21 protein-coding genes and 1 pseudogene are annotated in these 24622 nt (G+C 67.8%); 13 read left to right on the top strand and 9 right to left on the bottom strand.

The genetic code is table 11. The annotated features are described in order from the left end of the window. Positions 1-51: 51 nt before the first annotated feature. From G6N18_RS20505 to G6N18_RS20515, 3 genes are all read left to right on the top strand, one after another. Complete coding sequence (locus G6N18_RS20505; protein WP_083002248.1) at positions 52-1935, top strand: ABC transporter ATP-binding protein; 1884 nt, start codon at positions 52-54, stop codon at positions 1933-1935. A 109-nt stretch (positions 1936-2044) separates the two neighbouring features. After that, positions 2045-3964, top strand: a complete 1920-nt coding sequence (locus G6N18_RS20510) for an ABC transporter ATP-binding protein (protein WP_083002251.1) — start codon at positions 2045-2047, stop codon at positions 3962-3964. Continuing rightward, positions 3961-5805, top strand: a complete 1845-nt coding sequence (locus G6N18_RS20515) for an ABC transporter ATP-binding protein (RefSeq protein ID WP_083002254.1) — start codon at positions 3961-3963, stop codon at positions 5803-5805. The genes G6N18_RS20510 and G6N18_RS20515 overlap by 4 nt, the downstream gene beginning before the upstream one ends. A 75-nt stretch (positions 5806-5880) precedes the next feature. Here G6N18_RS20515 and G6N18_RS20520 read toward each other — a convergent pair whose 3' ends face one another. The 3 genes from G6N18_RS20520 to G6N18_RS20530 all read right to left on the bottom strand — a co-directional run bounded on the left by G6N18_RS20520 (position 5881) and on the right by G6N18_RS20530 (position 9579). Continuing rightward, the gene (locus G6N18_RS20520; RefSeq protein ID WP_083002256.1) at positions 5881-7257 is read right to left on the bottom strand and encodes an NAD(P)-binding protein; all 1377 of its coding nucleotides are present in this window, start codon (positions 7255-7257) and stop codon (positions 5881-5883) included. Beyond that, positions 7258-8361, bottom strand: coding sequence for an epoxide hydrolase family protein (locus G6N18_RS20525; protein WP_083002259.1), 1104 nt, complete (start codon positions 8359-8361; stop codon positions 7258-7260). It lies immediately after the preceding gene. Between the two features lie 81 nt (positions 8362-8442). Next, positions 8443-9579: an FAD-dependent oxidoreductase gene (locus G6N18_RS20530; protein ID WP_083002544.1), complete on the bottom strand. Its 1137-nt coding sequence runs from the start codon at positions 9577-9579 to the stop codon at positions 8443-8445. Between the two features lie 105 nt (positions 9580-9684). Here G6N18_RS20530 and G6N18_RS20535 point away from each other — a divergent pair, with 105 nt between their 5' ends. Beyond that, positions 9685-10236 carry a TetR/AcrR family transcriptional regulator gene (locus G6N18_RS20535; protein ID WP_083002263.1) on the top strand — a complete coding sequence of 184 codons (552 nt, stop codon included), beginning with the start codon at positions 9685-9687 and terminating at the stop codon, positions 10234-10236. Positions 10237-10246: 10 nt separating this feature from the next. Here G6N18_RS20535 and tnpB read toward each other — a convergent pair whose 3' ends face one another. Both tnpB and G6N18_RS20545 read right to left on the bottom strand, forming a co-directional pair. Continuing rightward, positions 10247-11626: an IS607 family element RNA-guided endonuclease TnpB gene (gene tnpB / locus G6N18_RS20540; protein ID WP_083002266.1), complete on the bottom strand. Its 1380-nt coding sequence runs from the start codon at positions 11624-11626 to the stop codon at positions 10247-10249. Position 11627: 1 nt separating this feature from the next. Then, positions 11628-11789 (bottom strand): annotated as a pseudogene (locus G6N18_RS20545) (IS607 family transposase); the annotation flags it as partial. Between the two features lie 123 nt (positions 11790-11912). Here G6N18_RS20545 and G6N18_RS20550 point away from each other — a divergent pair. Both G6N18_RS20550 and G6N18_RS20555 read left to right on the top strand, forming a co-directional pair. Continuing rightward, positions 11913-12359 (top strand): hypothetical protein, encoded by a 447-nt coding sequence (locus G6N18_RS20550; protein ID WP_083002273.1) that lies wholly within the window; start codon positions 11913-11915, stop codon positions 12357-12359. 118 nt (positions 12360-12477) lie between these two features. After that, positions 12478-12723, top strand: coding sequence for a hypothetical protein (locus tag G6N18_RS20555; protein ID WP_083002275.1), 246 nt, complete (start codon positions 12478-12480; stop codon positions 12721-12723). Between the two features lie 7 nt (positions 12724-12730). On the opposite strand, the gene G6N18_RS20560 is transcribed toward G6N18_RS20555, so the two are convergent. After that, positions 12731-13435, bottom strand: a complete 705-nt coding sequence (locus tag G6N18_RS20560) for a hypothetical protein (protein ID WP_083002278.1) — start codon at positions 13433-13435, stop codon at positions 12731-12733. A gap of 52 nt (positions 13436-13487) precedes the next feature. Beyond that, entirely contained in the window at positions 13488-14957 is a 1470-nt protein-coding gene (locus G6N18_RS20565) for an acetyl-coenzyme A carboxylase carboxyl transferase subunits beta/alpha (protein WP_083002281.1), read from the bottom strand. A gap of 26 nt (positions 14958-14983) precedes the next feature. Between G6N18_RS20565 and G6N18_RS20570 the strand changes: the two genes are divergently transcribed. The 7 genes from G6N18_RS20570 (at position 14984) to G6N18_RS20600 (ending at position 22078) form a co-directional block, all read left to right on the top strand. Beyond that, a complete protein-coding gene (locus G6N18_RS20570) occupies positions 14984-15718 on the top strand; it encodes an enoyl-CoA hydratase (RefSeq protein ID WP_083002284.1) in 735 nt (244 codons plus the stop codon). Further along, complete coding sequence (locus G6N18_RS20575; protein WP_083002288.1) at positions 15718-16836, top strand: MBL fold metallo-hydrolase; 1119 nt, start codon at positions 15718-15720, stop codon at positions 16834-16836. The genes G6N18_RS20570 and G6N18_RS20575 overlap by 1 nt, the downstream gene beginning before the upstream one ends. 18 nt (positions 16837-16854) lie before the next feature. Then, entirely contained in the window at positions 16855-18438 is a 1584-nt protein-coding gene (locus tag G6N18_RS20580) for a serine hydrolase domain-containing protein (RefSeq protein WP_083002291.1), read from the top strand. Positions 18439-18452: 14 nt separating this feature from the next. Continuing rightward, positions 18453-20831: a cation-translocating P-type ATPase gene (locus G6N18_RS20585; protein WP_276060337.1), complete on the top strand. Its 2379-nt coding sequence runs from the start codon at positions 18453-18455 to the stop codon at positions 20829-20831. A gap of 4 nt (positions 20832-20835) precedes the next feature. Next, positions 20836-21090, top strand: coding sequence for an antitoxin (locus tag G6N18_RS20590; RefSeq protein WP_067214282.1), 255 nt, complete (start codon positions 20836-20838; stop codon positions 21088-21090). A gap of 3 nt (positions 21091-21093) precedes the next feature. Then, positions 21094-21534, top strand: coding sequence for a type II toxin-antitoxin system Rv0910 family toxin (locus G6N18_RS20595; protein WP_083002296.1), 441 nt, complete (start codon positions 21094-21096; stop codon positions 21532-21534). 154 nt (positions 21535-21688) lie between these two features. After that, a complete protein-coding gene (locus G6N18_RS20600) occupies positions 21689-22078 on the top strand; it encodes a hypothetical protein (protein WP_067214305.1) in 390 nt (129 codons plus the stop codon). A 289-nt stretch (positions 22079-22367) separates the two neighbouring features. Here G6N18_RS20600 and G6N18_RS20605 read toward each other — a convergent pair whose 3' ends face one another. Both G6N18_RS20605 and G6N18_RS20610 read right to left on the bottom strand, forming a co-directional pair. Further along, positions 22368-23846: an acyl-CoA synthetase gene (locus G6N18_RS20605; protein WP_083002300.1), complete on the bottom strand. Its 1479-nt coding sequence runs from the start codon at positions 23844-23846 to the stop codon at positions 22368-22370. Further along, positions 23843-24619: an SDR family NAD(P)-dependent oxidoreductase gene (locus tag G6N18_RS20610; RefSeq protein WP_083002547.1), complete on the bottom strand. Its 777-nt coding sequence runs from the start codon at positions 24617-24619 to the stop codon at positions 23843-23845. The genes G6N18_RS20605 and G6N18_RS20610 overlap by 4 nt, the downstream gene beginning before the upstream one ends. Positions 24620-24622 lie beyond the last annotated feature (3 nt).

Here is a 24622-nt window from a genome sequence, read left to right on the forward strand (position 1 = left end):
GCGGTGGGAAGCCGTTGACCTCATCCATTGTTGAGGTTCTACGGTGAATTGATGAGTATCGAAACGGTCGCCCGCCAGACGCTGTACCGGCAGTCACACGCCCGGGGCGGCGACTTGCGCTCGCTTCTCAACTCCGCGCTGCTGCGTCGCATCTGGAATTTCTCCGCCCGCCATCACCCGCGGCTCCGCGGATTCGTCGCGGTCAGCGTCGTCGGTGCGCTTCTGGGCGTCGCCACGCCGGTACTGGCCGGCAAGGTCATCGACGCGATCACCGGGGACTCGGCCCGCACGGTGCTGTTGCTGGCGGCGGTCATCGCGGCGGTGGCGCTGGCGGAGACCGTCGCGTCGCTGGTGACCCGCTGGCTGTCGGCGAAGATCGGCGAGGGCCTCATCCTCGACCTGCGCACCGCGGTGTTCGACCACGTGCAACGGATGCCCGTCGCGTTCTTCACCCGGACCCGCACCGGCGCGCTGGTCAGCCGGCTCGGCAACGACGTGATGGGCGCGCAGCGGGCGTTCTCCGACACGCTGTCCGGTGTCGTGTCGAACCTGGTGACGCTCACGCTGACGTTGGTCGTGATGCTGTCGATCTCATGGCAGATCACGCTGCTGTCGCTGGCGCTGGTCCCGCTGTTCATCGTGCCCGCTCGACGGATCGGCGCCGCCATGGCGCGGCTGTCCCGCGAGGCCGCCGACCACAACGCGACGATGAACACGCAGATGACCGAACGGTTCTCGGCGCCGGGCGCCACGCTGGTGAAGCTGTTCGGCAATCCGGAGACCGAATCGCGGGAGTTCGCGGTGCGCGCGGGACGCGTTCGCGACATCGGCGTGAAGACCGCGATGCTGCAGTCGGTCTTCATGAACTCGCTGACGCTGATGTCGGCGTTGGCGCTGGCCTTGGTCTACGGGCTCGGCGGTGTGCTGGCCATCGGTGGCCACCTGCAGGCGGGCGCGATCGTGTCGCTGGCCCTGCTGTTGACACGGTTGTACGCACCGCTGACCGCGCTGGCCAACGCGCACGTCGAGATCGCCACCGCTCTGGTGTCCTTCGAGCGGGTCTTCGAGGTCCTCGACCTCGAGCCGCTGATCCGGGAGAGGCCGAACGCCGTCGCGGTCCCCGAAGGACCCGTCGAGGTGGAGTTCGACGATGTGCGGTTCTCCTACCCGTCGGCGGACAAGGTGTCACTGGCCTCGCTGGAGGAGGTCGCGGTGCTCGACCACCGAGGCGGTGACGAAGTGCTGCACGGCATTTCGTTCACCGCGCGGCCGGGCGAGATGATCGCAATGGTCGGCTCGTCGGGCGCGGGCAAGTCGACGGTCGCGTCGCTGATCGCCCGCCTCTACGACGTCGACTCCGGATCGATCGCGCTCAACGGTGTCGACGTCCGAGACGTGTCGTTCGCGTCGCTGAAGGACACCATCGGGGTGGTCACCCAGGACGGGCACCTGTTCCACGAGTCGATCCGCGCCAACCTCAAGCTCGCTGCGCCCGAGGCGACGGACGAGCAGTTGTGGGCGGCCCTCGAACGGGCACGGTTGGCCGACGTGGTCGCCGACATGCCCGACGGCCTCGACACCGTCGTCGGCGAACGCGGCTACCGCTTGTCCGGCGGGCAGCGGCAGCGGCTGACCATCGCCCGTTTGCTGCTGGGCCGGTCACGGGTCGTCGTGCTCGACGAGGCCACCGCATCGCTGGACTCCGAATCCGAGGCCGCCGTGCAGCAGGCGCTGACCGAGGCGCTTGCCGGCCGCACCTCCATCGTCATCGCCCACCGGCTGTCGACGGTACGTGCGGCCGACCTCATCCTCGTCGTCGAGGACGGCCGCATCGTCGAACGGGGCACCCACTTCGAACTGCTCGCGAGCCGCGGCCGATACGCCGACCTGTACGAGACCCAGTTCGGTGATCAGGAAGAAGGCGTTGCGGCATGACAATCACGTCGAGATCGACGTTTTGGTCGATTCTCGGCGTCGATTCCCGCCAATTCGTCGGTTTCGGCGAAGCGGTTATCCGGTTGCCCCGCATGGGAAGATGGACTAAGTGGTTAACCCCGTAGACTCCGTCGTCCCTGCCCTGCGCTCGACGCCGGCCATCGCACCGCCACCGCAACGCCGACGCGCCAGCTCGGACCTGTGGCGGATGATGCCGTACCTGATGCCGTACCGGGCGCGGTGGATCGCGATGGTCACCGTCGCGATCGCCAGCCTGGCCGCCACCGTGGCGATCCCGCTGATGACCAAGGCCGTCATCGACGGTCCGGTCCGGCGTCAGGACCCGCAAGGTCTGTGGCTGCTGGGCGCCGCCGCGATGGGTGTCGGCATCTGTGAGGCGGTGCTCTGGTTCATCCGCCGTTGGCTGGCGGCGCGCGCCACCATGGGGGTCGAGGCCGACATCCGCAAAGACCTCTACGCGCGACTGCAGGTCCTGCCGATGAGCTTCCACGGCCGCTGGCAGTCCGGTCAGCTGCTGTCGCGGATCATGAACGACCTCAGCACGATTCGCCGCTTCATGTCCTTCGGCCTGCTCTTTCTGCTGCTCAACGGCCTGCAGATCACCGTGGTGACCGCGATCCTGCTGGTGATGTACTGGCCGCTGGGCGTGGTCGTGGTCGTGTCGATCGTGCCGATCACATTGACCGTCCTGCACTTTCAGCAGGAGTACACCCGGCTGTCGCGGTTGGCTCAGGACCAGGCCGGCCACGTCGCCACCCACGTCGAGGAGTCCGCGCTGGGCCTGCGGGTGGTGAAGTCCTTCGGCCGCGAGGAGTACGTCTACGACCGGTTCGACGAACAGCTCACGAATCTGTATGACACCCAGCTGGATCGGGTGTCGGTGTCGGCGAAGTTCTGGACCCTGCTCGAGGTCATCCCGAACCTGACGTTGATCGTCGTGCTCGGCTTCGGGGCCTACGCGGCCGGCCACGGCCACGTCACCATGGGCACGCTGGTCGCGTTCATCACGATGATGCTGTCGCTGGTGTGGCCGATCGCGTCGCTGGGCTTCCTGCTGTCGATGACGCAGGAGTCGTTCACCGCAGCCAACCGGATCGCCGAGATCTTCGATGCGCCACGCGAAATCGTCGACGGCACCGTCGACCAGCCGTCGCGCGGCGGGCGACTGGAGCTCATCGACGTGGGCTTCAAGTTTCCTGACGCTGGGCCTGACGGCTGGGCACTGCGCCACGTCACCGTCACGGTCGAACCGGGGGAGACGCTGGCGCTGGTCGGGTCGACGGGCGCGGGCAAGTCGGTGCTGGCGGCGCTGCTGTCGAGACTCTACGACGTCACCGAAGGCGCGATCTGCATCGACGGCCGCGACATCCGCGAGCTGAGCCTGACCGCGCTGCGGCAGACGGTGGCCACGGCGTTCGAGGACCCGACGCTGTTCTCGATGTCGGTGGCCGAGAACTTACGGCTGGGCCGGCCGGACGCGACCGACGCCGACTTGCGTCAGGCCGTCGAGGTCGCCGCCGCGGACTTCGTGTACGACCTGCCGTTCGGCCTCGACACCCGCATCGGCGAGCAGGGCATGAGCCTGTCCGGAGGTCAGCGCCAACGGCTGTCGCTCGCGCGCGCGATCCTGTCGGCGCCGAGAATCCTCGTGCTCGACGACACGCTGTCGGCGCTCGACGTTCACACCGAGGCGGTCGTCGAGGAGGCGCTGCGACGCGTGCTGCACTCCGTCACCGGAATCGTTGTCGCGCACCGCGCGTCGACGGTTCTGCTGGCCGACAAGGTGGCGTTGCTGGAGAACGGGACCATCACCCACGTCGGCACCCACGCCGAACTGTTGGCCGGGGTGCCGCAGTACCGCTATCTGCTGGCCGCCGACGACGAGCTCGACGACGGTTGTGAGCGCGTCCCCACATGGGAGGACGAGGAGGACCGGGCACGCCTCGAGCACCTCGTCGAGGAAAAGCCACCGCGCCGGTACGTCACCTCGGAGGCCGAGCGCCGATGACCGTGACCGATACCCCGGATACCGCGACCACCGAGTGGCGGGGCAAGTTCGACGAACAGCAGGACGACCTGCCGATCGACGAGAGCATCGACCGACGCCGCGAAGCGCGCGCACTGCTCGGCTCGCTGCTGCGCCCGTACCGCCTCACTGTGGCCCTACTCGCGCTCGTCGTGGTGGTGGAAAACGCCGCGCGCCTTTCGGTGCCGATCCTCGTCCAGCGCGGCATCGACCATGGCATCCCGCCGATCATCGAGGGCGGTACGGCGCACACGCTGCTGACGATCGTCGGTGCCCTCGCCGTCGTGGTGGTGGTACAAGCCACCAGCCGGATGTTCTTCCTGCGGCGCTCGGGCCGCATCGGGCAGAAGGTGCTCCGGGAGTTGCGCCGCCGGGTGTTTCGGCATTTCCAGCGGCTCGACATCGCGTTCCACGAGCGCTACACGTCGGGCCGGGTGGTGAGCCGGTCCACCAACGACGTCGAGGCCATCCAGGACATGCTGGAAACCGGCTTCGACAGCCTGGTCACCGCGGTGCTCACGCTCTTCGGCACCGCGATCCTGCTCGTCACGCTCGACTGGCGGCTCGGGTTGATGTGTCTTGGCGCGTTCCCGGTGCTGATCGGGCTGGTGTGGTGGTTCCGCAACGAGTCGGCCAAGACGTATCGCCGGGTGCGGGAGAGCGCCGCGTTGGTGATCGTGCAGTTCGTCGAGACGATGACCGGTATCAAGGCCGTGCAGGCCTACCGCCGTGAACCGCGCAACCAGCAGATCTTCGAAGACATCGCCGACCGCTACAAGGCGGACAACGAGCGCACCTTCCGCCTGCTCGCGATCTTCATGCCGGGCGTCAAGCTGGTCGGCAACCTCACCACCGGCGTGGTGCTGCTCTACGGCGGCTACCGGGTTCTGAACGGCGAGATGACGATCGGCACGCTGACGGCTTTCCTGCTGTACCTGCGCATGTTCTTCGAACCCATGCAGGAGATCTCGCAGTTCTTCAACACGTTCCAGTCGGCGTCCTCGGCGCTGGAGAAACTGGCCGGTGTGCTGGCCGAGCGGCCGGGCATCAAGGACCCCGCGCGTTCCGCGGCGCTGTCCGACGTGCGCGGCGAGATCGCTTTTCGCGACGTGCGATTCGCGTACGTTCCCGACCGACCGGTGCTGCCCGGGCTGACGCTCGAGGTGCCTGCGGGCCAGACCGTCGCGCTGGTCGGCACCACCGGCGCGGGCAAGACCACGATCGCCAAGCTGATCGCCCGGTTCTACGACCCGACGTCCGGCGCGGTCACGTTGGACGGCGTCGACCTGCGCGAGCTTTCCCAGGTCGAACTGCGCCGGCATGTCGTGATGGTCACGCAGGAGAACTTCATGTTCGACGGGACCATCGCCGACAACATCCGATTCGGCCGGCCCGAGGCCACGGACGCGCAGGTCGCCGCGGCGGCCGAAGCCGTCGGCGCCGACCGGTTCATCGCCGCGCTGCCCGACGGGTACGCCACCGACGTCGCCAAACGGGGTGGCCGACTCTCGGCGGGGCAGCGCCAACTCGTCGCGTTCGCCCGGGCGTTCCTCGCCGACCCCGCGGTGCTGATCCTCGACGAGGCGACGTCGTCGCTGGACATCCCGAGCGAACGCATGGTGCAGCGGGCGCTGGCGACGGTGCTCGCCGACCGCACGGCGCTGGTCATCGCGCACCGGCTGTCGACGGTGCAGATCGCCGACCGGGTGCTGGTGCTCGAACACGGCCGGATCGTCGAGGACGGCACACCTGCGGATCTCATCGCCCGCGGTGACGGCCGCTACGCCGCGCTGCACCGGGCGTGGGTGCAGTCGCTGGCATAGGGGCGCACCACCATCGAAACTGCGCAGAGATCGAGAGTTTGAGCGATTTCACGATCTGTGTGTAGTTTCGGCAAATTAGGCCTGCGCCAGCAGCTCTTCCAACTTCTCGTTGATCTCCGGTAGCTGCGAGGTGAGCATCGAGATGATCCGCTCCCGCGCCCGCACGCTGACGTTCGCGGTGACATGGTGCAGGGCGTTGAGGCGGGCCGCGTCGACCCACGCCATCATGTCCGGGTCGGAGAACCACTTCAGTTGATTCTCGTTGAAAATCAGCATCATCCGAAGCCAATCGGTCGGTACATGTGGGTACGGCACCGGCCGGCAGAGCGCGTTGCGGGTGACATCGTCCGGATACGCCGCCTCGACGTGCGCGATCACCGATGCGCTGAAGGCGGGTTGGCAGGTGCGCACCGTCTGCAGGGCGATGCGGTCGCCGCTGAACACCGTCGTCACCGGTTCCTTGCCCAAACCGTCTGCGCTGCAGTCGATGTACAGCACAGAGGACTCGACGTCGCGGACGCCGTCGTCGAGCGTGATGCGGCCCGGCTCGACCGCTTGAACATGGCCCATCCGCACGACGTCGCCGATACGCCGCAACTCGGAAAGCTCCGCCTGCGACAGGATCGCGCACCGGTACATCGTCGGCTCGACGGACCGGTCGATGCGCTGCAGGCAGCCCTTGTCCTCCAGCCGGTCGAACAGATCGGGAAGCGACTCCGCTTCCCGCACGGCGGCGAGTTGGTTGGCGAAGTCGCGCAGCACCACCTGTGCGAACTCCCTGCCCGGTTGGATCGCCGCGCGATCGAGCACCCATGATTCGCGGGGCTTGATCCACGTCACGCGCGACGGCGCGACTCCGTGCCGCAGCAGCCACAGACACGAGTCCATCGCCGTCTTGCCGGCGCCGACGACCACGTAGCGGTCGCGCGCCTCGCGAATCCGCGGCAGGTCGTTGGGCGGCACCACATCCACACCGGGCGCTACCGCATACGACGGGCGCCGCATCGACGGCACGACGATCTCCACGTGGGTGGTCACCACGCGCCGCGCAACCACCTCGACGTCCTCACCGCCGAGCGTGCGCACCCGCCCGTCGCCGAGATACTCGCTCATCGGCAGGTACGTCACCCGCCCGGTCGGCAGCAGATGCTGGCGCATCACCGCGTCGAAGTACGCGCACACCTCGGCGCCGCTGGCCAACTCGTAATAGCCTGCGTTGAGCCCGAATTGGTCGATGGTGTCGCTGCCCAGGCCGCGGGAGTTCACGCCGTAGTAGGCCGACGGCTGGTGCAGCCGCACGAATGGGTACGCCGTCGTCCAGTGCCCGCCCGGTTGGTCGTTACGATCCACCACCACGACCGTGGCATCGGACTCGCCGACCAGCGTGTCGGTGAACGCCAGCCCCATCGCCCCGGCGCCGATCACCAGATAGTCGGCTTCCAGCGTGCGCATCTACCGCACGCTAGCGAAGAAGGCGGCGACGTCGTCGACGAAGAGCTCCGGTTGCTCGAAGGCCGCGAAGTGTCCGCCGCGCGGCATCGTCGCCCAGTGCGTGATGTTGTAGTTCTGCTCGCACCAGCTGCGCGGCGGGCGGCCGATCTCCTTCGGGAAGGACGCGACGCCGGTGGGCAGCGCGACGTAGCTGCCCCCGCCGAAGTTGGCGAAGCTCTCCCAGTACAGCCGCGCCGAGGAGGCACCCGACGCGGTCAGCCAGTAGAACATCACGTTGTCGAGCAGCTCGTCGCGGCTCAGCACGTTCTCGGGGTGGCCGTCGCAGTCCGTCCAGGCCCAGAACTTCTCGACGATCCACGCCAGCTGTCCGACCGGGGAGTCCACCAGGCCGTAGCCCAGCGTCTGCGGCCGGGTCGACTGCTGGCGCATGTAGCCCGATTCCCACGTGCCGTAGTGGGCGCCCGCCGCCAGCGCGGCCTTCTCCTCGTCGGTCGGGTCGGTCAGGCCCTTCGGCGGCCGGGCGATCGGCATGTTCGTGTGGATGGCCACGCAGCCACCCTCGTTGCGGCCGATCTGCGTGGTGACCGCCGACCCCCAGTCACCGCCCTGGGCGCCCCAGCGCTCGTATCCCAGCCGGCCCATCAGCGTCTGCCACGCCTGCGCGATCCGCTCGACGCCCCACCCGGTGCGGGTCGGTTTCCCGGAGAACCCGTAACCGGGCAGCGACGGGCACACCACGTCGAACCCGCGCTCGGTCAGCGGCTCGATGATCTTTTGGAATTCGACAATCGATCCCGGCCAGCCGTGGGTGATCAGCAGCGGGAACGCGTCGGCGTGCGGTGAGCGCTGGTGAATGAAATGGATGTCGAGGCCGTCGATCTCGGTGGTGTACTGGTCGAAGCGGTTCAACGCCCGCTCGCGGGCCCGCCAGTCGTACTGCTCAGCCCAATACGTCGCGAGCTCGCGGGTGTAGTCCAGCGGGATGCCCTGGCTCCAGTCGTCGACGCATTCGGCTTCCGGCCATCGGGTGCGTCGCAGCCGCGTCTGCAGGTCCTCGAGGTCGTCGTCCGGCACTGCGATGTGGAACGGAGCGATCAGAGCCATGTGCCGATCGTGTCATTGCCGTCCTTTGCGCCGTCGAGAAGGTGCCCCCACGTTTCCCGCGCGACCTCGACGGCGCGCGGCTCAGCGGTAGACCAGACCGCTGAGCCTGCGGGCCAGGCCGGTGCGCACTGCGGGCACCCGACCGACCAGTCCGATTACCGCGTTGCGAATCGGGCGCGCGGCGCGGGGAAGTGTGGCCAGGCGGGTGAGGCGGTCAGTCATCTCGACCACCTGCTGCGCGATGGGCCTGCGCGCCGCGCTGTAGTCGTCCAGCACGCTGTCCGACTCCCCGCCGAGGACGCGGGCGAGCGCCTCGGCCGCCGCCGCGGCGTCCTGGATGCCGAGGTTCATGCCCTGTCCGCCTGCCGGGCTGTGCACATGGGCGGCGTCGCCGGCCAACAGCAGCCGGCCGGCGCGGAAGGTGTCGGCCACCCGGTGGTGGATCCGAAAGCGGGAGCCCCAGATCACCTCGGCGACAGACAGTTTCGCGGTGCCGATCCGGGTGTCGAGGATCTGCTGGACGAACGACGCCGACGGCTGCTCGGGCGCCTCGGCGACCGGCGCGACGATCCGATGAACACCGTCGGGCAACGGCGCTACCACCGTCAAACCCTCTGTCGCCCAGTAGAGAATGACCTCATCGCGCGGGGCGCCGCCAGTCAACCGGACGTCGGCCAGCACGAACGACTCGTCGTAGACGCCGCCGTCGAATCCGATGCCGGCCTGCTCGCGCACGAGGCTGTGGATGCCATCGGCGCCGACGACGTAGCGCGCACGGATCGAGTCGCCGTCGTCGAACGTCGCGGTCACCCCGTCGCGGTCCTCGGCGATCGCAGAAAGTGTCTTCGGCCGCAACACGCTGCCGCCGAGTTCCTCCAACCGCTCGAGCAGCAGGCGCTCTGTCGTGCTCTGCGGAACCATCAACGAGTACGGGTACTCGGTCGGCAAGCCGCTGAAGTCGACCGGGATCAGTGTGCGGCCGCGGTCGCGAATCGTGAACGTCGGCGCCTGCACGCCCTCCTTGACCAGTCGCCTGGCCACGTCGACGCCTTCGAGCACCTCCAGCGTGCGGGCGTTGACCACCGCTGCGCGCGAGGTGTTGGCGCCCGCGGCCTGCCGGTCGACGACGGTCGCCGCAACCCCGCGAGCGGCCAGCGCCACCGCGGCGGCCAGTCCCGTCGGGCCCGCTCCGACGATCAGGACATCGGTTTCCAGCATGTTCGGCATCTTCTTCCCTTCGTTTTCGTATGCCAACGCTTGTTGGCATTAACTATGCGCTCGGTTCCGACGTTTGTCAACGGTTGTTGGCCTACACTTGTTGGCATGCGGAGATCCTCGGAGCAGACCAAGGCGGTGATCCTGGCCGCGGCGCGCGAGCGGTTCGCGAAGTCCGGGTTCGAACGCGCCACGATCCGCGCCATCGCGGCTGACGCCGACATCGATCCCTCGATGGTGATGCGGTACTTCGGTAACAAGAACCAGCTGTTCGCCGCGGCCGCCGACTTCGACCTGCAAATCCCGGACCTGTCCGGCGTCGACCCCGGCGAGATCGCGAGCCGCCTGGTCGCACACTTCATCAACCGGTGGGAACGCGATGAGGCGCTGATCGTGCTGCTGCGCTCGAGCGCGACGAACAGCGATGCGGCACAACGGATGAGTGAAATCTTCACCGGACAGCTGCTGCCCGTGGTCGCCGAGGTCAACCCGGTGGCGCCGCAGCGCCGGGCGGCCTTGATCGCGACACAGATGCTGGGGCTGGCGGTCTGCCGATACCTGCTGCAGCTACCGCCGATCGTGGCGATGTCGCACGACGAGATCGTCGCGTGGCTGGGGCCGACCGTGCAGCGCTATCTCGACGCCGTTGCGAGTGAGTGATTTTTGGTGCTCACGTGGCTCGCACCCCATCTCGGGGTTGTTCGGCAGCCTTGAGGCTGCGTCCCTTTCGCGCTTCGCAGCCACCTGCCCGGCTTGGCCGGGTCTTACGGTCGGCTCCACGCTTGACGGCGGCCCCAACTGGGCCGACGACGCTAGGTGTTTCCTCGTAGCGCGCGAGGTTCACAGCAGCGCAATCGTCACGCTGATGAGCGACCGAACACGAATGGCATTGCCAGTGTTCAGCCCAGCCGATGTCCTGCACATGCCCACAGGCATGGCAGGTCTTCGACGACGGGAACCAGCGGTCAGCGACCACCAGCGCTGACCCGTACCAGCCTGTCTTATACGACAGATGCCGGCGCGGAGTGCCCAACGCGGCATCGGAAAGTCCGCGCCGTCGGGCACGGGCGCCCGGCAGACCCTTCTGCCGCAACATCGCCGCCGCATCCAAGCCTTCAACAACGATGCGGCCGTGAGTTTGAGCCAGTCTCGTTGTCAGGACGTGCAGATGGTGGGTACGGACATCGTTGACGCGGCGATGCAGCCGCGACATCTCGGTGGTTCGCTCACGGTATCGGCGTGAGCCTTTCCGGCAACGCGAGCGGGCTCGCGACACCTGCCGCAGCCGGGTGAGCGCCGCTTCGAGCGGGCGGGGATTGGGCACCCGTTCGAGCACTGTGCCGTCGGTGTTGGCGACCGTGGCCAGGCGCCGTACCCCGACGTCCACGCCGACCCGTGAATCCGGGTGCGCGACGCCTGGCTGCTGCGGGCGCTGCACCAGGACCCGCACACTGGCATCGAGGCGGGTACCGTTTCGGCGCACCGTGATCGCCAGCACCCGCGCCCGACCTTTGCTGATGAGCCGTTCAATCCGGCGGGTGTTCTCCTGGGTACGCACACAGCCGATCACCGGCAGCGTGAGGTGGCGGCGATCGGGCTCAACGCGCATCGCCCCGGTCGCGAATGACACCCGGTCGGCGTCGCGGCCTTTCTTCTTGAACCGGGGAAAACCGACCCGCTTACCGGCGCGCGTGCCGGCACGGGAAGCTTGCCAGTTCCAGTACCCCTCCACCGCGGCACCGATCCCGTCGGCGTAGGCCTCTTTCGAACATTCCGGCCACCACACCGCGCCGGTCTCGGCGTCGACACACACCCGCTCTTTGACCTGGTTCCACCGTTTGCGCAGGGACCGCAGCGACGGCTTGTCCGTCTGCACACCGGTGTCCCGGTACGCCGACAGATCGGCCTTCAGAGTGGCCACGGTCCAGTTGTAGGCCTTACGACGGGCGCCGAAGTGCCGCGCCAACGCCTGTGCCTGCGCGGCGGTCGGATCCAACGTGAACCGAAACGCCTGAACACCCCAACCGTCAGGAATCTCGAACTTCGCCACCTCAACCCGCCTCGCAATCGCCGACAGCAGCAGCGGTCATCGCCCGCGTAGTGCCGTTGCCCGCAGCGGGGTTGCCGCAGAACCCAGCGCACCTGGTGAGAACCGCGGTCATCTCGCGCACCAGGTCGTCGTCGACCTCGACTGAGTCGACCACGACAACCTCTCCGGCACCACCGTTGCGCTCAGCCCACGCCGCGAGACTCACACACCAGTTCGTACAACACACCACCGACAACTAGCGACACCCAGAACGCAACAGCGGGCAGCCCCGTAATAATCGGCGGTGATGTGGACCCCGACGCTCGTCCTGATCGCCGCCACCACGCTGGTGGCAGCCGTCCTGCTCGGAGGCGGACTCTACGAAACCGTCGTCATCGACCCGGCCTGGCCCAAGCGGCCGGGAATCATCCAGTCCCGCAACGGCGGGATCTCGCGGCGCCGGTTCTGGATCCCTGCGCACACGGTGTTCGAGGTGTTGCTCATCGTCGCGCTCGTCGCGGCGTGGAGTGAGGCCGACGTGCGAGCCGCGCTGCTGGTGGCGCTGGTCAGCCACGCGGTGATGCGGGCGTGGTCGCTGATCGACTTCGTGCCCAAGGCGATGGCGTTCGAGCGCACCGATCCGGCGGAAGTCGACGAGGCCGCGGCGGTGCGCTGGACGCGGCGCAGCCTGGTGCGGTTGCCGCTCGACCTCGTCACGTGCGGTGCGATGCTCGCCGCGCTGGCGGTCGCATAGACCGGTCGCTCAGCGGGCATAGCTAGGGCATGAGTGAGGACGCCGGCCGCGCGCCGCAGGAAAACCCGCAGAAGGACCGCGTCGATCGGCTGCAACAACGGACAGGACGGAATCAGCCATGATCTCGGCCGAGGATGTGCGCGCACTACTGCGGTCCGAAGAGAAGGATCCGGTGCTGGTCGTCGTCGAAGGCCGCGTGGAGGTGATCGGCGCGGGCCGGCTCGCTTCGACCGATTACCGCGGCGCACTCGAGGTGGTGTCCCGCGACGACCTGGTGAAGCGTATCGGCGCGACACCATCCGACCGCGAAATCGACGAGCAGGCAGCCCAACTCGACACCGCGGTCTCCGAGCTGGGCGGCTGAGGCCGGCTCACGCCTCGATCTCGCCGACGATCTTGCGTTCGATGCTCGCCCGGGTCGTCGCGGGCAGCACGATCAGACCGTCGAGTTCCTTCTGCGCGCGGGCATAGGCGGCCTTGCGCTCGTCGGAGGTCGCCCCGCCGTCCGAGGCCAACCGGAGCAGATTCTGGGCTCGTTCGATGCGCATCCGGTCCTCGGCCGAAAAGTCGCTGCGGCGCCGGCGGATCGCGTCGGCCTCGGCGACGTCGAACGCGGCGACGTACTCGTGCACGGCGTCGCGGTACTCGATCTGTGCGCCGCGGTCGCCGATGATGTCGTCGACGGATTCCGGCCGCAGCAGATCTGCATGGCTTCTGGCCTTGTGAAATGCGATGGTCAGCGGGGCGCGCATGTCGGTCATGAGCGGAAAATCCAACAGCTTGGCGACGTCGATCTCGTACTCGAGCCAGCGGCCGTCGGTCTGTGCGTGGCGCTGCAACACCTTGGTCATCTCGCGCCGGTTCGCCGCCTCATTGGTGCGGGCGCGTCCGGACGCCTCGGCGAGCGCCACTTTGGTCTGCTGCTTGATCCGGTAGCGCTCGAGCCGGCGCTGTGCGCGACGCTCGTTGGCCGCCGCCACCGCGCGCACGCCCCCGCCGATCACGCCGCCCAGCGGGAATATCAGCCACCAGAAGTTTCCGGCGAAATGAAGCAGGCCTTCCACGGATTCCAGCATGCCATTCGTAGGTGGCGCGGCGGCCGGACGAGTTCGTCGCTGCCACCCCGCTTCACAGGCCGATGCGCCGGTATCGGCGAAGCCTCGCCTGCAGCCTTTGGTCGCCGGCAACCGAACGCAGCGCATGCAGTTCGTTGGCGATCACCGCCGACAACCGCTGCGTGAACTGCATCGGTTCATCGGCGGCGTCGGGATATTCGGGCACGACGACATCGACGATGCCGTCGCGCAGCAGGTCGGCCGACCGAATGCCCTGCGCGGCAGCCAGTTCCGCGGCATGGTCGAGATCCCGGAACACGATCGCGCTGGCCCCCTCTGGCGGAAGCGGGGCCAACCAGCCGTGCAGCGCGGCCAGCACCCGGTCGGCCGGCACCATCGCCAGGGCCGGCCCGCCGCTGCCCTGACCCAGCAGCACCGACACGGTCGGGGTGTCCAGGGTGACCAGTTCGGCCAGGCAGCGCGCGATCTCGCCCGCCAGCCCACCCTGTTCGGCCTCGACGGTCAGCGCCGGTCCGGCGGTGTCGATCACGAGCACCAGCGGCAGTTGCAGACCCGCGGCCAACGCCATGCCCCGCCGCGCCTCGCGCAGCGCCGCCGGACCGACCATTCCGCCGACCACGCGCTGTTGCCCGAGCACCACGGCCGGCTGACCGCCGAACCGAGCCAGTGCCAGCAGCGTCGTCGCCGCCTCGCCCTGTCCCGTGCCCGACAGCAACACCCGGTCGGTCGTGCCGTGCCGCAGCAGGTATCCGACGCCGGGCCGGTCCGGCCGTCGCGACGCCTCCACCGAGTCCCACGCCGGCACGTCGGACGGTGGTCCGAGCTCAGGCGCGGGCGGCGGCGGATCCGGCGGGTCCGCGAGCACTTTCAACGCGCGGTTCAGCGTTCTGCGCACCGCGTCCAGCGGCACCACGCCGTCGATGACGCCGTGCCGGTGCAGGTTCTCGGCCGTCTGGATGCCCTCGGGAAACGGCTCGCCGTAGAGGTGTTCGTACACCCGCGGCCCGAGGAAACCGATCAGCGCGCCCGGTTCGGCGCCGGTCACGTGCCCCAGCGATCCCCAGGACGCGAACACCCCGCCGGTGGTGGGGTGCCGCAGATACACCAGATACGGCAGATGCGCCCGCTTGTGCAATTCGACGGCCGCGGCGATCTTCACCATCTGCAGGAACGCGACCGTGCCCTCCTGCATCCGGGTGCCGCCCGAACTCGGTGATGCCAGCAGCGGCAGGCGCTCCGCGGTCGCCCGTTGCACCGCCGTCGTGATCCGCTCGGCCGCCGCGACGCCGATCGAACCGGCCAGGAAGTCGAACTCGCACACCACCAGCGCCACCCGGCGACCGAACACGGCTCCTTCGCCGGTCACCACCGACTCGTCCAGCCCCGTCTTGGCAGCCGCGGCGGCCAGGGCCCGCCGGTAGCCGTCGCTCGCCCCGACGGCCGGCGGAGGGCTGTCCCAGCTCCGATAAGACCCCGGGTCCAGCACGGCGTCGCGCACCTCCAGGGCACCGATCCGGCTCACCGCACGAGCCTATATAGGCTGGCCGCATGATTGGTGTCACCCGCGACGGCCACGTGATGACCTTGGAGATGCAACGCGCCGAGCGACGCAACGCGCTGAACGTCGAGCTGGTCGATGCCCTACGGGAGGCGGTCGAGAAGGCCGCGGCCGAAGACGTGCGCGCGATCGTGCTCACCGGTGCGGGCCACGTCTTCAGCGCCGGTGCCGACCTCTCCGACCCGTCGAGCGTGGCCGAGCAGCTGCCGGACAAGGCCAAGGACCTGAACCTCGCGATCGACAAGGCGCCGGTGCCGGTGATCGGCGCGATCAACGGTCCCGCGATCGGGGCCGGGGTCATCCTCTCGATGATCTGCGACCTGCGCGTCGTCGCACCCGATGCGTACTTCCAGTTTCCCGTCGCCAAATATGGCCTGGCGCTTGACAACTGGAGCATCCGGCGGCTGACCTCACTGGTCGGGGCAGGTCGGGCGCGGGGCATGCTGCTGGCCGCCGAGCGGCTCACCGCCGACGCCGCGCTGCAGACCGGGATGGCCAACCGCATCGGTACGCTCGCCGACGCCGAGGAGTGGGCCGCGGAGATCGCCGGGTTCGCGCCGCTGGCGCTGCAGCACGCCAAGCGGGTGCTCAACGACGACGGCGCCTACGAGGACCCGCGGCCCGAACACAAGGAACTGTTCGACAAAGCGTGGGCCAGCCAGGACGTCATCGAGGCGCAGGTCGCGCGCATCGAGAAGCGTCCCCCGAGGTTCCAGGGCGCCTGATGATCCGCGGAGCACTGCGCATCGGCTTCGGCACGGCCTCGCTGCTGGCCGGCGGTTTTGTGCTGCGTGCACTGCGTGGCGCGCCGGCCGCGCTGGGCGCCTCGCCCGCCGAGATCGAACCCGTCGCGCGGCGCTCCCCGAATTACCGCGACGGCGAGTTCGTCAACATCGAGCCGGCGTCGATGATGAGCATCGACCAGGAGCAACAGCGACTGCTGGTGCGCGAGTTGGTCGGCTCCCGTGGTGCCACCAAGCCGGCCGGGCCGATTCCGGTCGTCGCCCCGTCGCCCACCGACCCGGCGTCGGCGCAATTGTCGACCTGCTGGTTCGGTCACTCCTCGGCGCTCGTCGAACTGGACGGCTACCGCGTGCTGGCCGACCCGGTGTGGAGCCGCCGCTGCTCACCGTCGCAGACCGTCGGACCCGAACGCATGCACGAGGTGCCCGTGCCGCTGGAGGCACTGGCCGCCGTCGACGCCATCGTCATCAGCCACGACCACTACGACCATCTGGACATGGAGACGATCATCGGGCTGGCGCGAACCCAGCGCGCGCCGTTCGTGGTGCCGCTCGGCATCGGCGCGCACCTGCGCAAGTGGGGGATACCGGAGAGCCGGATCGTCGAACTCGACTGGAACGAAAGCCACACCATCGGCGACCTCACCTTGGTCTGCACTCCTGCTCGGCACTTCTCCGGGCGCCTGTTCTCCCGCAACACCACGCTGTGGGCATCGTGGGTGATCATCGGGCCCCGGCATCGGGCGTTCTTCGGCGGCGACACCGGCTACACCAAGAGTTTCGGTCAGATCGGGACGGACCACGGACCGTTCGACCTGACGCTGCTGCCGGTGGGCGCCTACCACCCGGCGTGGCCGGACATCCACATGAACCCCGAGGACGCGGTGCGGGCGCACCTCGACGTCGCCGAGGCGGACAAGGGTCTGCTGGTGCCGATCCACTGGGCCACCTTCCGGCTCGCCCCGCACCCGTGGGCGGAACCGGTGGAGCGACTACTGCGAGCCGCCGATGCGGAGAACGTGCAGGTCGCGGTGCCGAAGCCGGGGCAGCGGGTGTATCGGGACGGGTCACCGCTCAACGACCCGTGGTGGCGGCTCTGACCGGTTACCGTTCACCTCATGAACGCACTGGCCAGGGTGGCTGTCGTGGGATTGCTGCTCGTCGCCGGTTGCGCGGCGGATCCGGCTGAACCTGGGCCCCCCGCTTCGCCGACCGCACCGTCCGACGTCCCGCCACCGCTGGCGGTCGCGCTGCCGCTGCCCGAGAACGCGGTGGCCGACGCCGTCGCACAACTCGACGGCATGGCCGAGGACCTGATGAAGAAATCGGGCATCCCCGGCATGGCCGTGGCCGTGGTGCACGGCGGAAAAACCGTGTACGCGAAAGGGTTCGGGGTCAAGGACGTCGCAGCGCACGCGGACCAGCAGAACCGAGTCGACGCCGACACCGTCTTCCAGCTCGCCTCGGTGTCCAAGTCGTTGTCGGCGACGGTGGCCGCGCGCCAGGTCGGCGTGAACGCGATCAGCTGGGACACCCCGATCGTCTCCGAGCTGCCGTGGTTCGCGCTGTCGGACCGAGCGGTCACGCCGATGGTCACCATCGGGGACATGATGTCGCACCGCTCCGGGCTGCCAGACCACGCCGGCGACACGCTCGAGGACCTCGGCTTCGACCGCAGGCAGGTGCTCGAGCGGCTCCGTCAGCTGCCCTTGGATCCGTTCCGAATTTCCTACGCCTACACCAACTTCGGGTTCACCGCGGGCGCCGAGGCGGTCGCGGTGAACGCCAACAAGCCGTGGGAACTGCTGGCCGACGAGGTGCTGTTCGATCCGCTCGGCATGGGGGCGACGAGCTACCGGTTCACCGACTACGAGGCCAGCGCGAACCGCGCCGTCGGCCACATCCACGTCGATGACCGCTATGAACCGTCCTACGTGCGTGACGCCGACGCGGAAGCGCCTGCGGGCGGGGCGAGTTCGTCGGTCAACGACATGACCCGCTGGTTGGCGATGGTGTTGGCCGACGGCAAGCACGAGGGCAAGCAGATCGTCGACGCGAAAGCGCTGCTGGCCGCGCTCACCCCGCAGATCGTGTCCAACCGGGCGACCGAACCCGCGATGCGTTCGGGGTTCTACGGTTTCGGCTTCAACGTCGGAACCACCTCTGCGGCCCGTATCCAGATCAGCCACTCCGGCGCGTTCGAGCTCGGCGCGGGAACGAATTTCCTCATCCTGCCGTCGGCCGACGTCGCGATCGTCGCGCTGACCAACGCTACGCCCTCGGGCGTGCCCGAGTCGCTGACGGCGCAGTTCGCCGACCTCGTGCAGTTCGGCGAGGTACGCGAGGACTGGTACGGCCTGTACGGCGGGATCTTCGCCGAGATGGAGAAGCCCGTCGGTTCGCTGGTCGGCAAGCAACCGCCCGCCAACCCCGCACCGGCCGCACCGCTGCCGTCGTACATCGGCACCTACGTCAACGGCTACTGGGGGCCGGCGAGGGTCGCCGAGAAGGACGGCACGCTGCGGTTGACGCTCGGCGACAAACTCGATGTGCCGCTGATCCACTGGAGTGGCAACACGTTCACGTTCGAGTTCGTCAGCGAGAACGCGCCGCCCGGAACGGTTTCCACCGCGGTGTTCGACGGGAACAAACTCGTGCTGGAGTATTTCGACACGTTCAACAAGGGGACGTTCGTCAAGTGACCACCACCCCCGAGATGCAGGCCAGCGGCCTGACCGATTCGGAAGTCGCGCAACGCATCGCCGAGGGCAAGACCAACGACGTGCCGACGCGGGCCGCGCGCAGCGTCTCCGACATCGTGCGGGCCAACGTGTTCACCAGGATCAACGCGATCCTCGGCGTCCTGTTGCTCATCGTGCTGTCGACCGGGTCGGTGATCAACGGCGCGTTCGGGTTGCTGATCATCGCCAACAGCGCGATCGGCATCATCCAGGAGGTCCGGGCCAAACGGACCCTGGACAAGCTTGCGATTGTCGGACAGGCGAAGCCGTTGGTGCGCAGGCAGTCCGGTACCAAAGCGGTGACACCCGCCGAGGTGGTGCTCGACGACATCATCGAGCTCGGCCCGGGCGACCAGATCGTGGTCGACGGCGAGATCGTCGAGGAGGCCAACCTCGAGGTCGACGAGTCACTGCTCACCGGGGAAGCCGACCCGATCGCGAAAGACCCCGGCGATACGGTGATGTCGGGCAGCTTCGTCGTCGCCGGAAGCGGAGCCTACCGCGCCACCAAGGTCGGCCGGGAAGCGTACGCGGCCAAGCTCGCCGAAGAAGCCAGCAAGTTCACCCTGGTGAACTCCGAACTGCGCAGCGGCATCAACAAGATCCTGCAGTTCATCACCTATCTGCTGATCCCGGCCGGGCTCCTGATCATCTACACCCAGTTGTTCACCACCGGAGCGGGTTGGCGCGAGTCGGTGCTGCGGATGGTGGGCGCGCTGGTGCCGATGGTCCCCGAGGGGCTGGTGCTGATGACGTCGATCGCGTTCGCCGTGGGCGTGGTCCGGTTGGGCCGCAGGCAGTGTCTGGTCAACGAACTACCCGCCATCGAAGGTCTGGCCCGCGTCGACGTGGTCTGCGCCGACAAGACCGGCACGCTGACCGAAAACGGTATGCGGGTCGCGGATCTGCAACGGCTCGACGAAGCCGACGTGGGGAACATCCTGGCCCAACTCGCCGCCGACGACCCACGGCCGAACGCGAGCATGGCGGCCATCGGGGAGGCCTACAAGATGCCGCCGGGCTGGACCGCGACCGCCGCAGCGCCGTTCAAGTCGGCCACCAAGTGGAGCGGCGCCTCGTACGGCGTACACGGCAACTGGGTGATCGGCGCCCCCGACGTGCTGCTCGCGCCCGGGTCGCCGGTCGCCGACCAGGCAGAGCAGATCGGCGCCGCAGGGCTGCGTGTGCTGTTGCTCGGCGCCAGCGACCTTCCCGTCGACCACCCGGACGCACCGGGCCGGGTCACGCCGGCGGCGCTGGTGGTACTCGAGCAGCGGATCCGTCCCGATGCGCACGACACGCTGAATTACTTTGCCAGCCAGAAGGTGTCGATAAAGGTCATCTCCGGCGACAACGCTGTCTCGGTCGGAGCGGTGGCAGGGTCGCTCGGCTTGCACGGTGAGACGATGGACGCCCGTCGGTTGCCCGATGCACCCGACGCCCTGGCCGACACCCTCGAGGAGTACACCACGTTCGGCCGGGTCCGTCCCGACCAGAAGCGGGCCATGGTGCATGCCCTGCAGTCGCGCGGGCACACGGTCGCGATGACCGGAGACGGGGTCAACGACGTGCTGGCGCTGAAGGACGCCGACATCGGCGTCGCAATGGGTTCGGGCAGCTCGGCGTCGCGCGCGGTGGCGCAAATCGTGTTGCTGGACAACAAGTTCGCCACGCTGCCGTACGTGGTCGGTGAGGGCCGGCGGGTGATCGGCAACATCGAACGCGTCTCGAACCTGTTCCTCACCAAGACGGTGTATTCGGTGCTGCTGGCCGTCCTGGTGGGCATGGCCGGTCTGTCTTCCAGGTTCTTCGGCACCGACCCGCTGCTGTTCCCGTTCCAGCCGATCCACGTCACGATCGCGGCGTGGTTCACGATCGGCATCCCGGCGTTCATCCTGTCGCTGGCGCCGAACAAGGAGCGCGCGCACCCGGGGTTCGTGCGCCGGGTGATGACGGCGGCGCTGCCGTCGGGACTGGTGGTGGGCGTCGCGACGTTCGCCTCGTACCTGGCCGCGTACCAGGGTCGCGAGGCCACGCCATTGGAGCAGACGCAGGCGTCGACCGCGGCGCTGATCACGTTGCTGGTCGCGGCGATCTGGGTGCTCGCCGTGGTGGCCAGGCCGTACCAGTGGTGGCGGGTGGCGCTGGTCGCCGTGTCGGGTCTGGCCTACGTGGTGATCTTCTCCATCCCGATGGCGCAGGAGCTGTTCATGCTGGACATCTCCAACGTCAAGACGACATCGATCGCGTTGGCGATCGGCCTGGTGGCTGCCGCGGCGATCGAGGCGATCTGGTGGGGGCAGGGAGCGGTGCTCGGAGAGCCTCGTCGGCTGTGGAGCTCTCCAGTAGGGTGAGGCCATGGCATTCCTCGACAAGGTGAAGAATCTGCTGGCCAAGAACGCCGACAAGGTGGACACCGCAATCGACAAGGCCGGCGACATGGTCGACAAGAAGACCCAGGGCAAATACGCGCAGCACGTTGACAAGGCACAGGACGCGGCCCGCAACTACGTCAACAAGGACAATCCCCCTGCCCAGGGCACCCCGCAGCCGCCGCAGAACGCACCGCAGCCGCCGCAGCAGCAACCCCCGGCGGCCCCGCCCACCCAGTAGGCGATGGCCAAGCTTTCCGTCTCCGTCGACGTCCCATTGCCGCCGGAGCAGGCATGGGCGTGCGCGTCGGACCTCGCGCGCTACAAGGAGTGGCTGAGCATCCACCGGGTTTGGCGCAGCAAGCTGCCCGAGACCCTGGAGAAGGGCACCACGCTGGAGTCCATCGTCGAGGTCAAGGGCATGCCCAACCGGATCAAGTGGACCATCGTCCACTACCGGCCGCCCGAAGCGATGACGCTCAACGGCGACGGTGTGGGTGGGGTGAAGGTCAAGCTGATGGGCAAGGTCAAACCGTCGGGCGAAGGTTCGACGGTCACGTTCGACGTGCACCTCGGCGGACCCGCGCTGTTCGGCCCGATCGGCATGGTGGTCGCAGGCGCGCTCAAGGGCGACATTCGCGAGTCGCTGAACAAGTTCAAGTCGGTGTTCGCCCCGGTTCAATAGCGCTCAATAGCGAGCGTAGCCACGGCTGACGTGCAAACTCATTTGTCTAGCCGCCTTGACTAGAAATTGTCTAGAGCGCCACCGGCCACCGCACCATCTCGCCCGGCATCGTCCGAAAGGTCGACAAGGCCATCGAGCAGAGCAAGGAAAAGTGATGCACGAGTACAAGATCGAGATCACCCGCGATGGCCGCTGGTGGATGATCCGCATCCCCGAAATTGACGGCCTCACCCAAGCCCGTCGACTCAACGAAGCCGACACGATGGCGCGCGAGTACATCGCGCTCGACCAGGGCATCCCCTTCGACGACATCAAAGTCGAAACCGCCAGCGTCCGAATGATCGAACCCGCATTCCGGGAATTACTCGACGGTGCCCGCGAGATCAACGAACTCAAGGAACGTGCCCGCCATCTCGAGGATCAAGCCAACGAGATGATCCGCGAATACTGCCACTGGCTCACCACCTACGGCGTACCCGTGCGCGACATCGCGGAGCTTCTCGGAATCTCACCCCAACGCGTCAGTCAACTCGCCAACTCATGACCGCCCCTTCGGCGATCACCTGGGAACAACACCGCTCGGCTATGGAAGTCCGGCTAGTGTCGTGAGTCATTAATTCGGGAGGAGAATTTGGGGTGCTTGTACGCACGGACATCGCGGGGGTGCTGGTCTGCGAAATGGTCCTAGCGCCGAGATTGCGTCCAGGGTTGTGCTGATCTGAGAAAAGGACCACAGCCGTGTGTGCAATCTCGAGCATAGGAAGCCGAAAACTGACCACACCGAACGCGCGAACCTCGAATTCTCACTGACGACGAAGCAACGACTCAGGACACTAGGGACGCAGCCGATCGCGCAGCGCGCGCTTGAGCACCTTGCCGTAGCTGTTCTTCGGCAGCTCGTCGATGAACTCATAGCGCTTCGGGCGTTTGAACCGGGCGATGCGTTCGAGGAGGTGCGCATCGAGTTCGTCGGCCGACACGTCGCCGACGATGAACGCCACCACGACCTCGCCCCACTCCTCGTCGGGCGCGCCGACCACGCCGGCCTCGACGACGCCCGGATGTTCGAGCAGCACCTCCTCCACCTCGCGGGGATAGATGTTGCTGCCACCGCTGATCACCACGTCCTTCGACCGGTCGCGCAGCGTGAGAAAGCCCCGGTCGTCGAACGATCCCATGTCGCCGGTGCGCAGCCAGCCGTCCTGCAGCGTCGCCGCCGTCGCCTCCGGATTGTTCCAATAGCCGGACATGACAACGTCACCGCGGCAGACGATTTCGCCGATCTCGCCGGCCGGCACCGGTGTTCCGTCGGCCCGTAGCACCGCAACGTCCACGCCGGAGCGGGCATAGCCGACGGATCCGAGCACCGCATCGTCGGCCCACCCGTCACCGGCGAGGTGATCGCGCCGGCGCAGGCCGGTGATCGTCATCGGCGCCTCCCCTTGGCCGTACAGCTGCACGAAAATGGGGCCGAACGCGGCCAGCGCCTTCTTCAGGCTCTCGACGTACATGGGGCCGCCGCCGTAGACGATCGTCCGCAGGTTCTGTGGACGGGCGCGCCCGGTCTGCACCAGGCGCTGCACCATGGTCGGCGCCAGGAAAGCGCTGCCGCCGGGATGGTGTTCGCACAGGTCGAGGAACTCGTCCGGTTCGAACAACCCCGACTCGGGTATCACCTGGCGCGCCGCGCGCAGCACGTACGGCGGGATGTAGAGCCCCGAACCGTGCGACATCGGCGCACCGTGCACGAGGCTGCAGTTCTCGTCGGGCGAATCGAAGTCAGCCAGATGTGACACCGTCATGGCCATCAGGTTGCGGTGCGACAGCATCGCCCCCTTTGACTTGCCGGTGGTTCCGCTGGTGTAGAACAACCACGCCAGCGATTCCGGGTCGGTCGACGGGGGCACCGCCAACGGGGTTGTGGTAAACCGGCTTTCATAGCTGTCGCTACCGATCACGTCGATCGGAACGCCGGTTTCCGGCGCGAGCACCGAGGCGATCTTCGGTGACGCGAACACCTGCGTCGTGCCGGAGTCCTCGAGGATCTGCACCATCTCGCGGGGATGCAGCTTGTAGTTGACGGGCACGTAGACGGATTCGGCCGCCCACACCCCGAACATCAGCTCGATGATCTCCGGCCGGTTCTCGCTCGCGACGGCGATGCGAGTGCCGGGCGCGCCGAGCGAGGCGGCCAACCGTAATGACCGGTCCCGCAGCTGAGTCCACGTCTGGAGTTGCCGCTGACCGTGATACACCGCACCGCGCTCGCCGAAACGGCTCGCCGCCTGGTCGAGCACCGCAAACAGGTTCAACTCTGTACCCAATCCGAGTTGAGGGCGAAATCCGACAGGTATTTGGTCGACGTCCAGCCGCCGTCCACGACGATCTCCTGGCCGTTGATGAAGCTCGCACCCTCCGAACACAGGAACGCCACCGTGCTCGCGATGTCGTTGACCTCGCCCAGCCGCGGATACGGTGTCATCTCGGTGTTGATCTTGCGGAACCGCGAATCCTCCAGACGCGTCGCGACCATCGGCGTCACGGTCACGCCCGGTGCGACGGCGTTGCACCGGATGCCTTGTGGCCCATACTGACACGCGATGTGTCTGGTCAGCGACGTCAGCCCGCCCTTGGCGGCCGAGTACGCGCCGCCCCGCAGACCGCCCACGACCGAGAAGGTCGAGGTGATGTTGATTATCGCCGACCCGGGCTTCATGTGGACGACCACCTCGCGCGCCAACCGGAACGGCGCCCGCAGCATCACGCCGAGGAAATAGTCGAGCGATTCGTCATCGGTCTCGTGCAACGGTTTAGGGCTGCCGACGCCGGCGTTGTTGATCAGGAAGTCGACGCGGCCCCACCGGTCCAGCGCGGTCTGCACGATACGTTGCGGCGCCTCGTCGGCGGTGAGATCGACCGCGACCGTCGCGACGCGATCGTGATCGCCGATCGCCTTTTCCAGTGCGGAGAGCCGATCCTCGTCGCGTCCGGTGCCCACGATCGCCATGCCGGCCTCGGCCAACTTGGTCGCGCAGCCGAATCCGATGCCGCTGCTGGCGCCCGTCACGATCGCTACCTGAACCATTTC

The organism is Mycolicibacterium celeriflavum, assembly GCF_010731795.1.
GTDB lineage: Bacteria > Actinomycetota > Actinomycetes > Mycobacteriales > Mycobacteriaceae > Mycobacterium > Mycobacterium celeriflavum.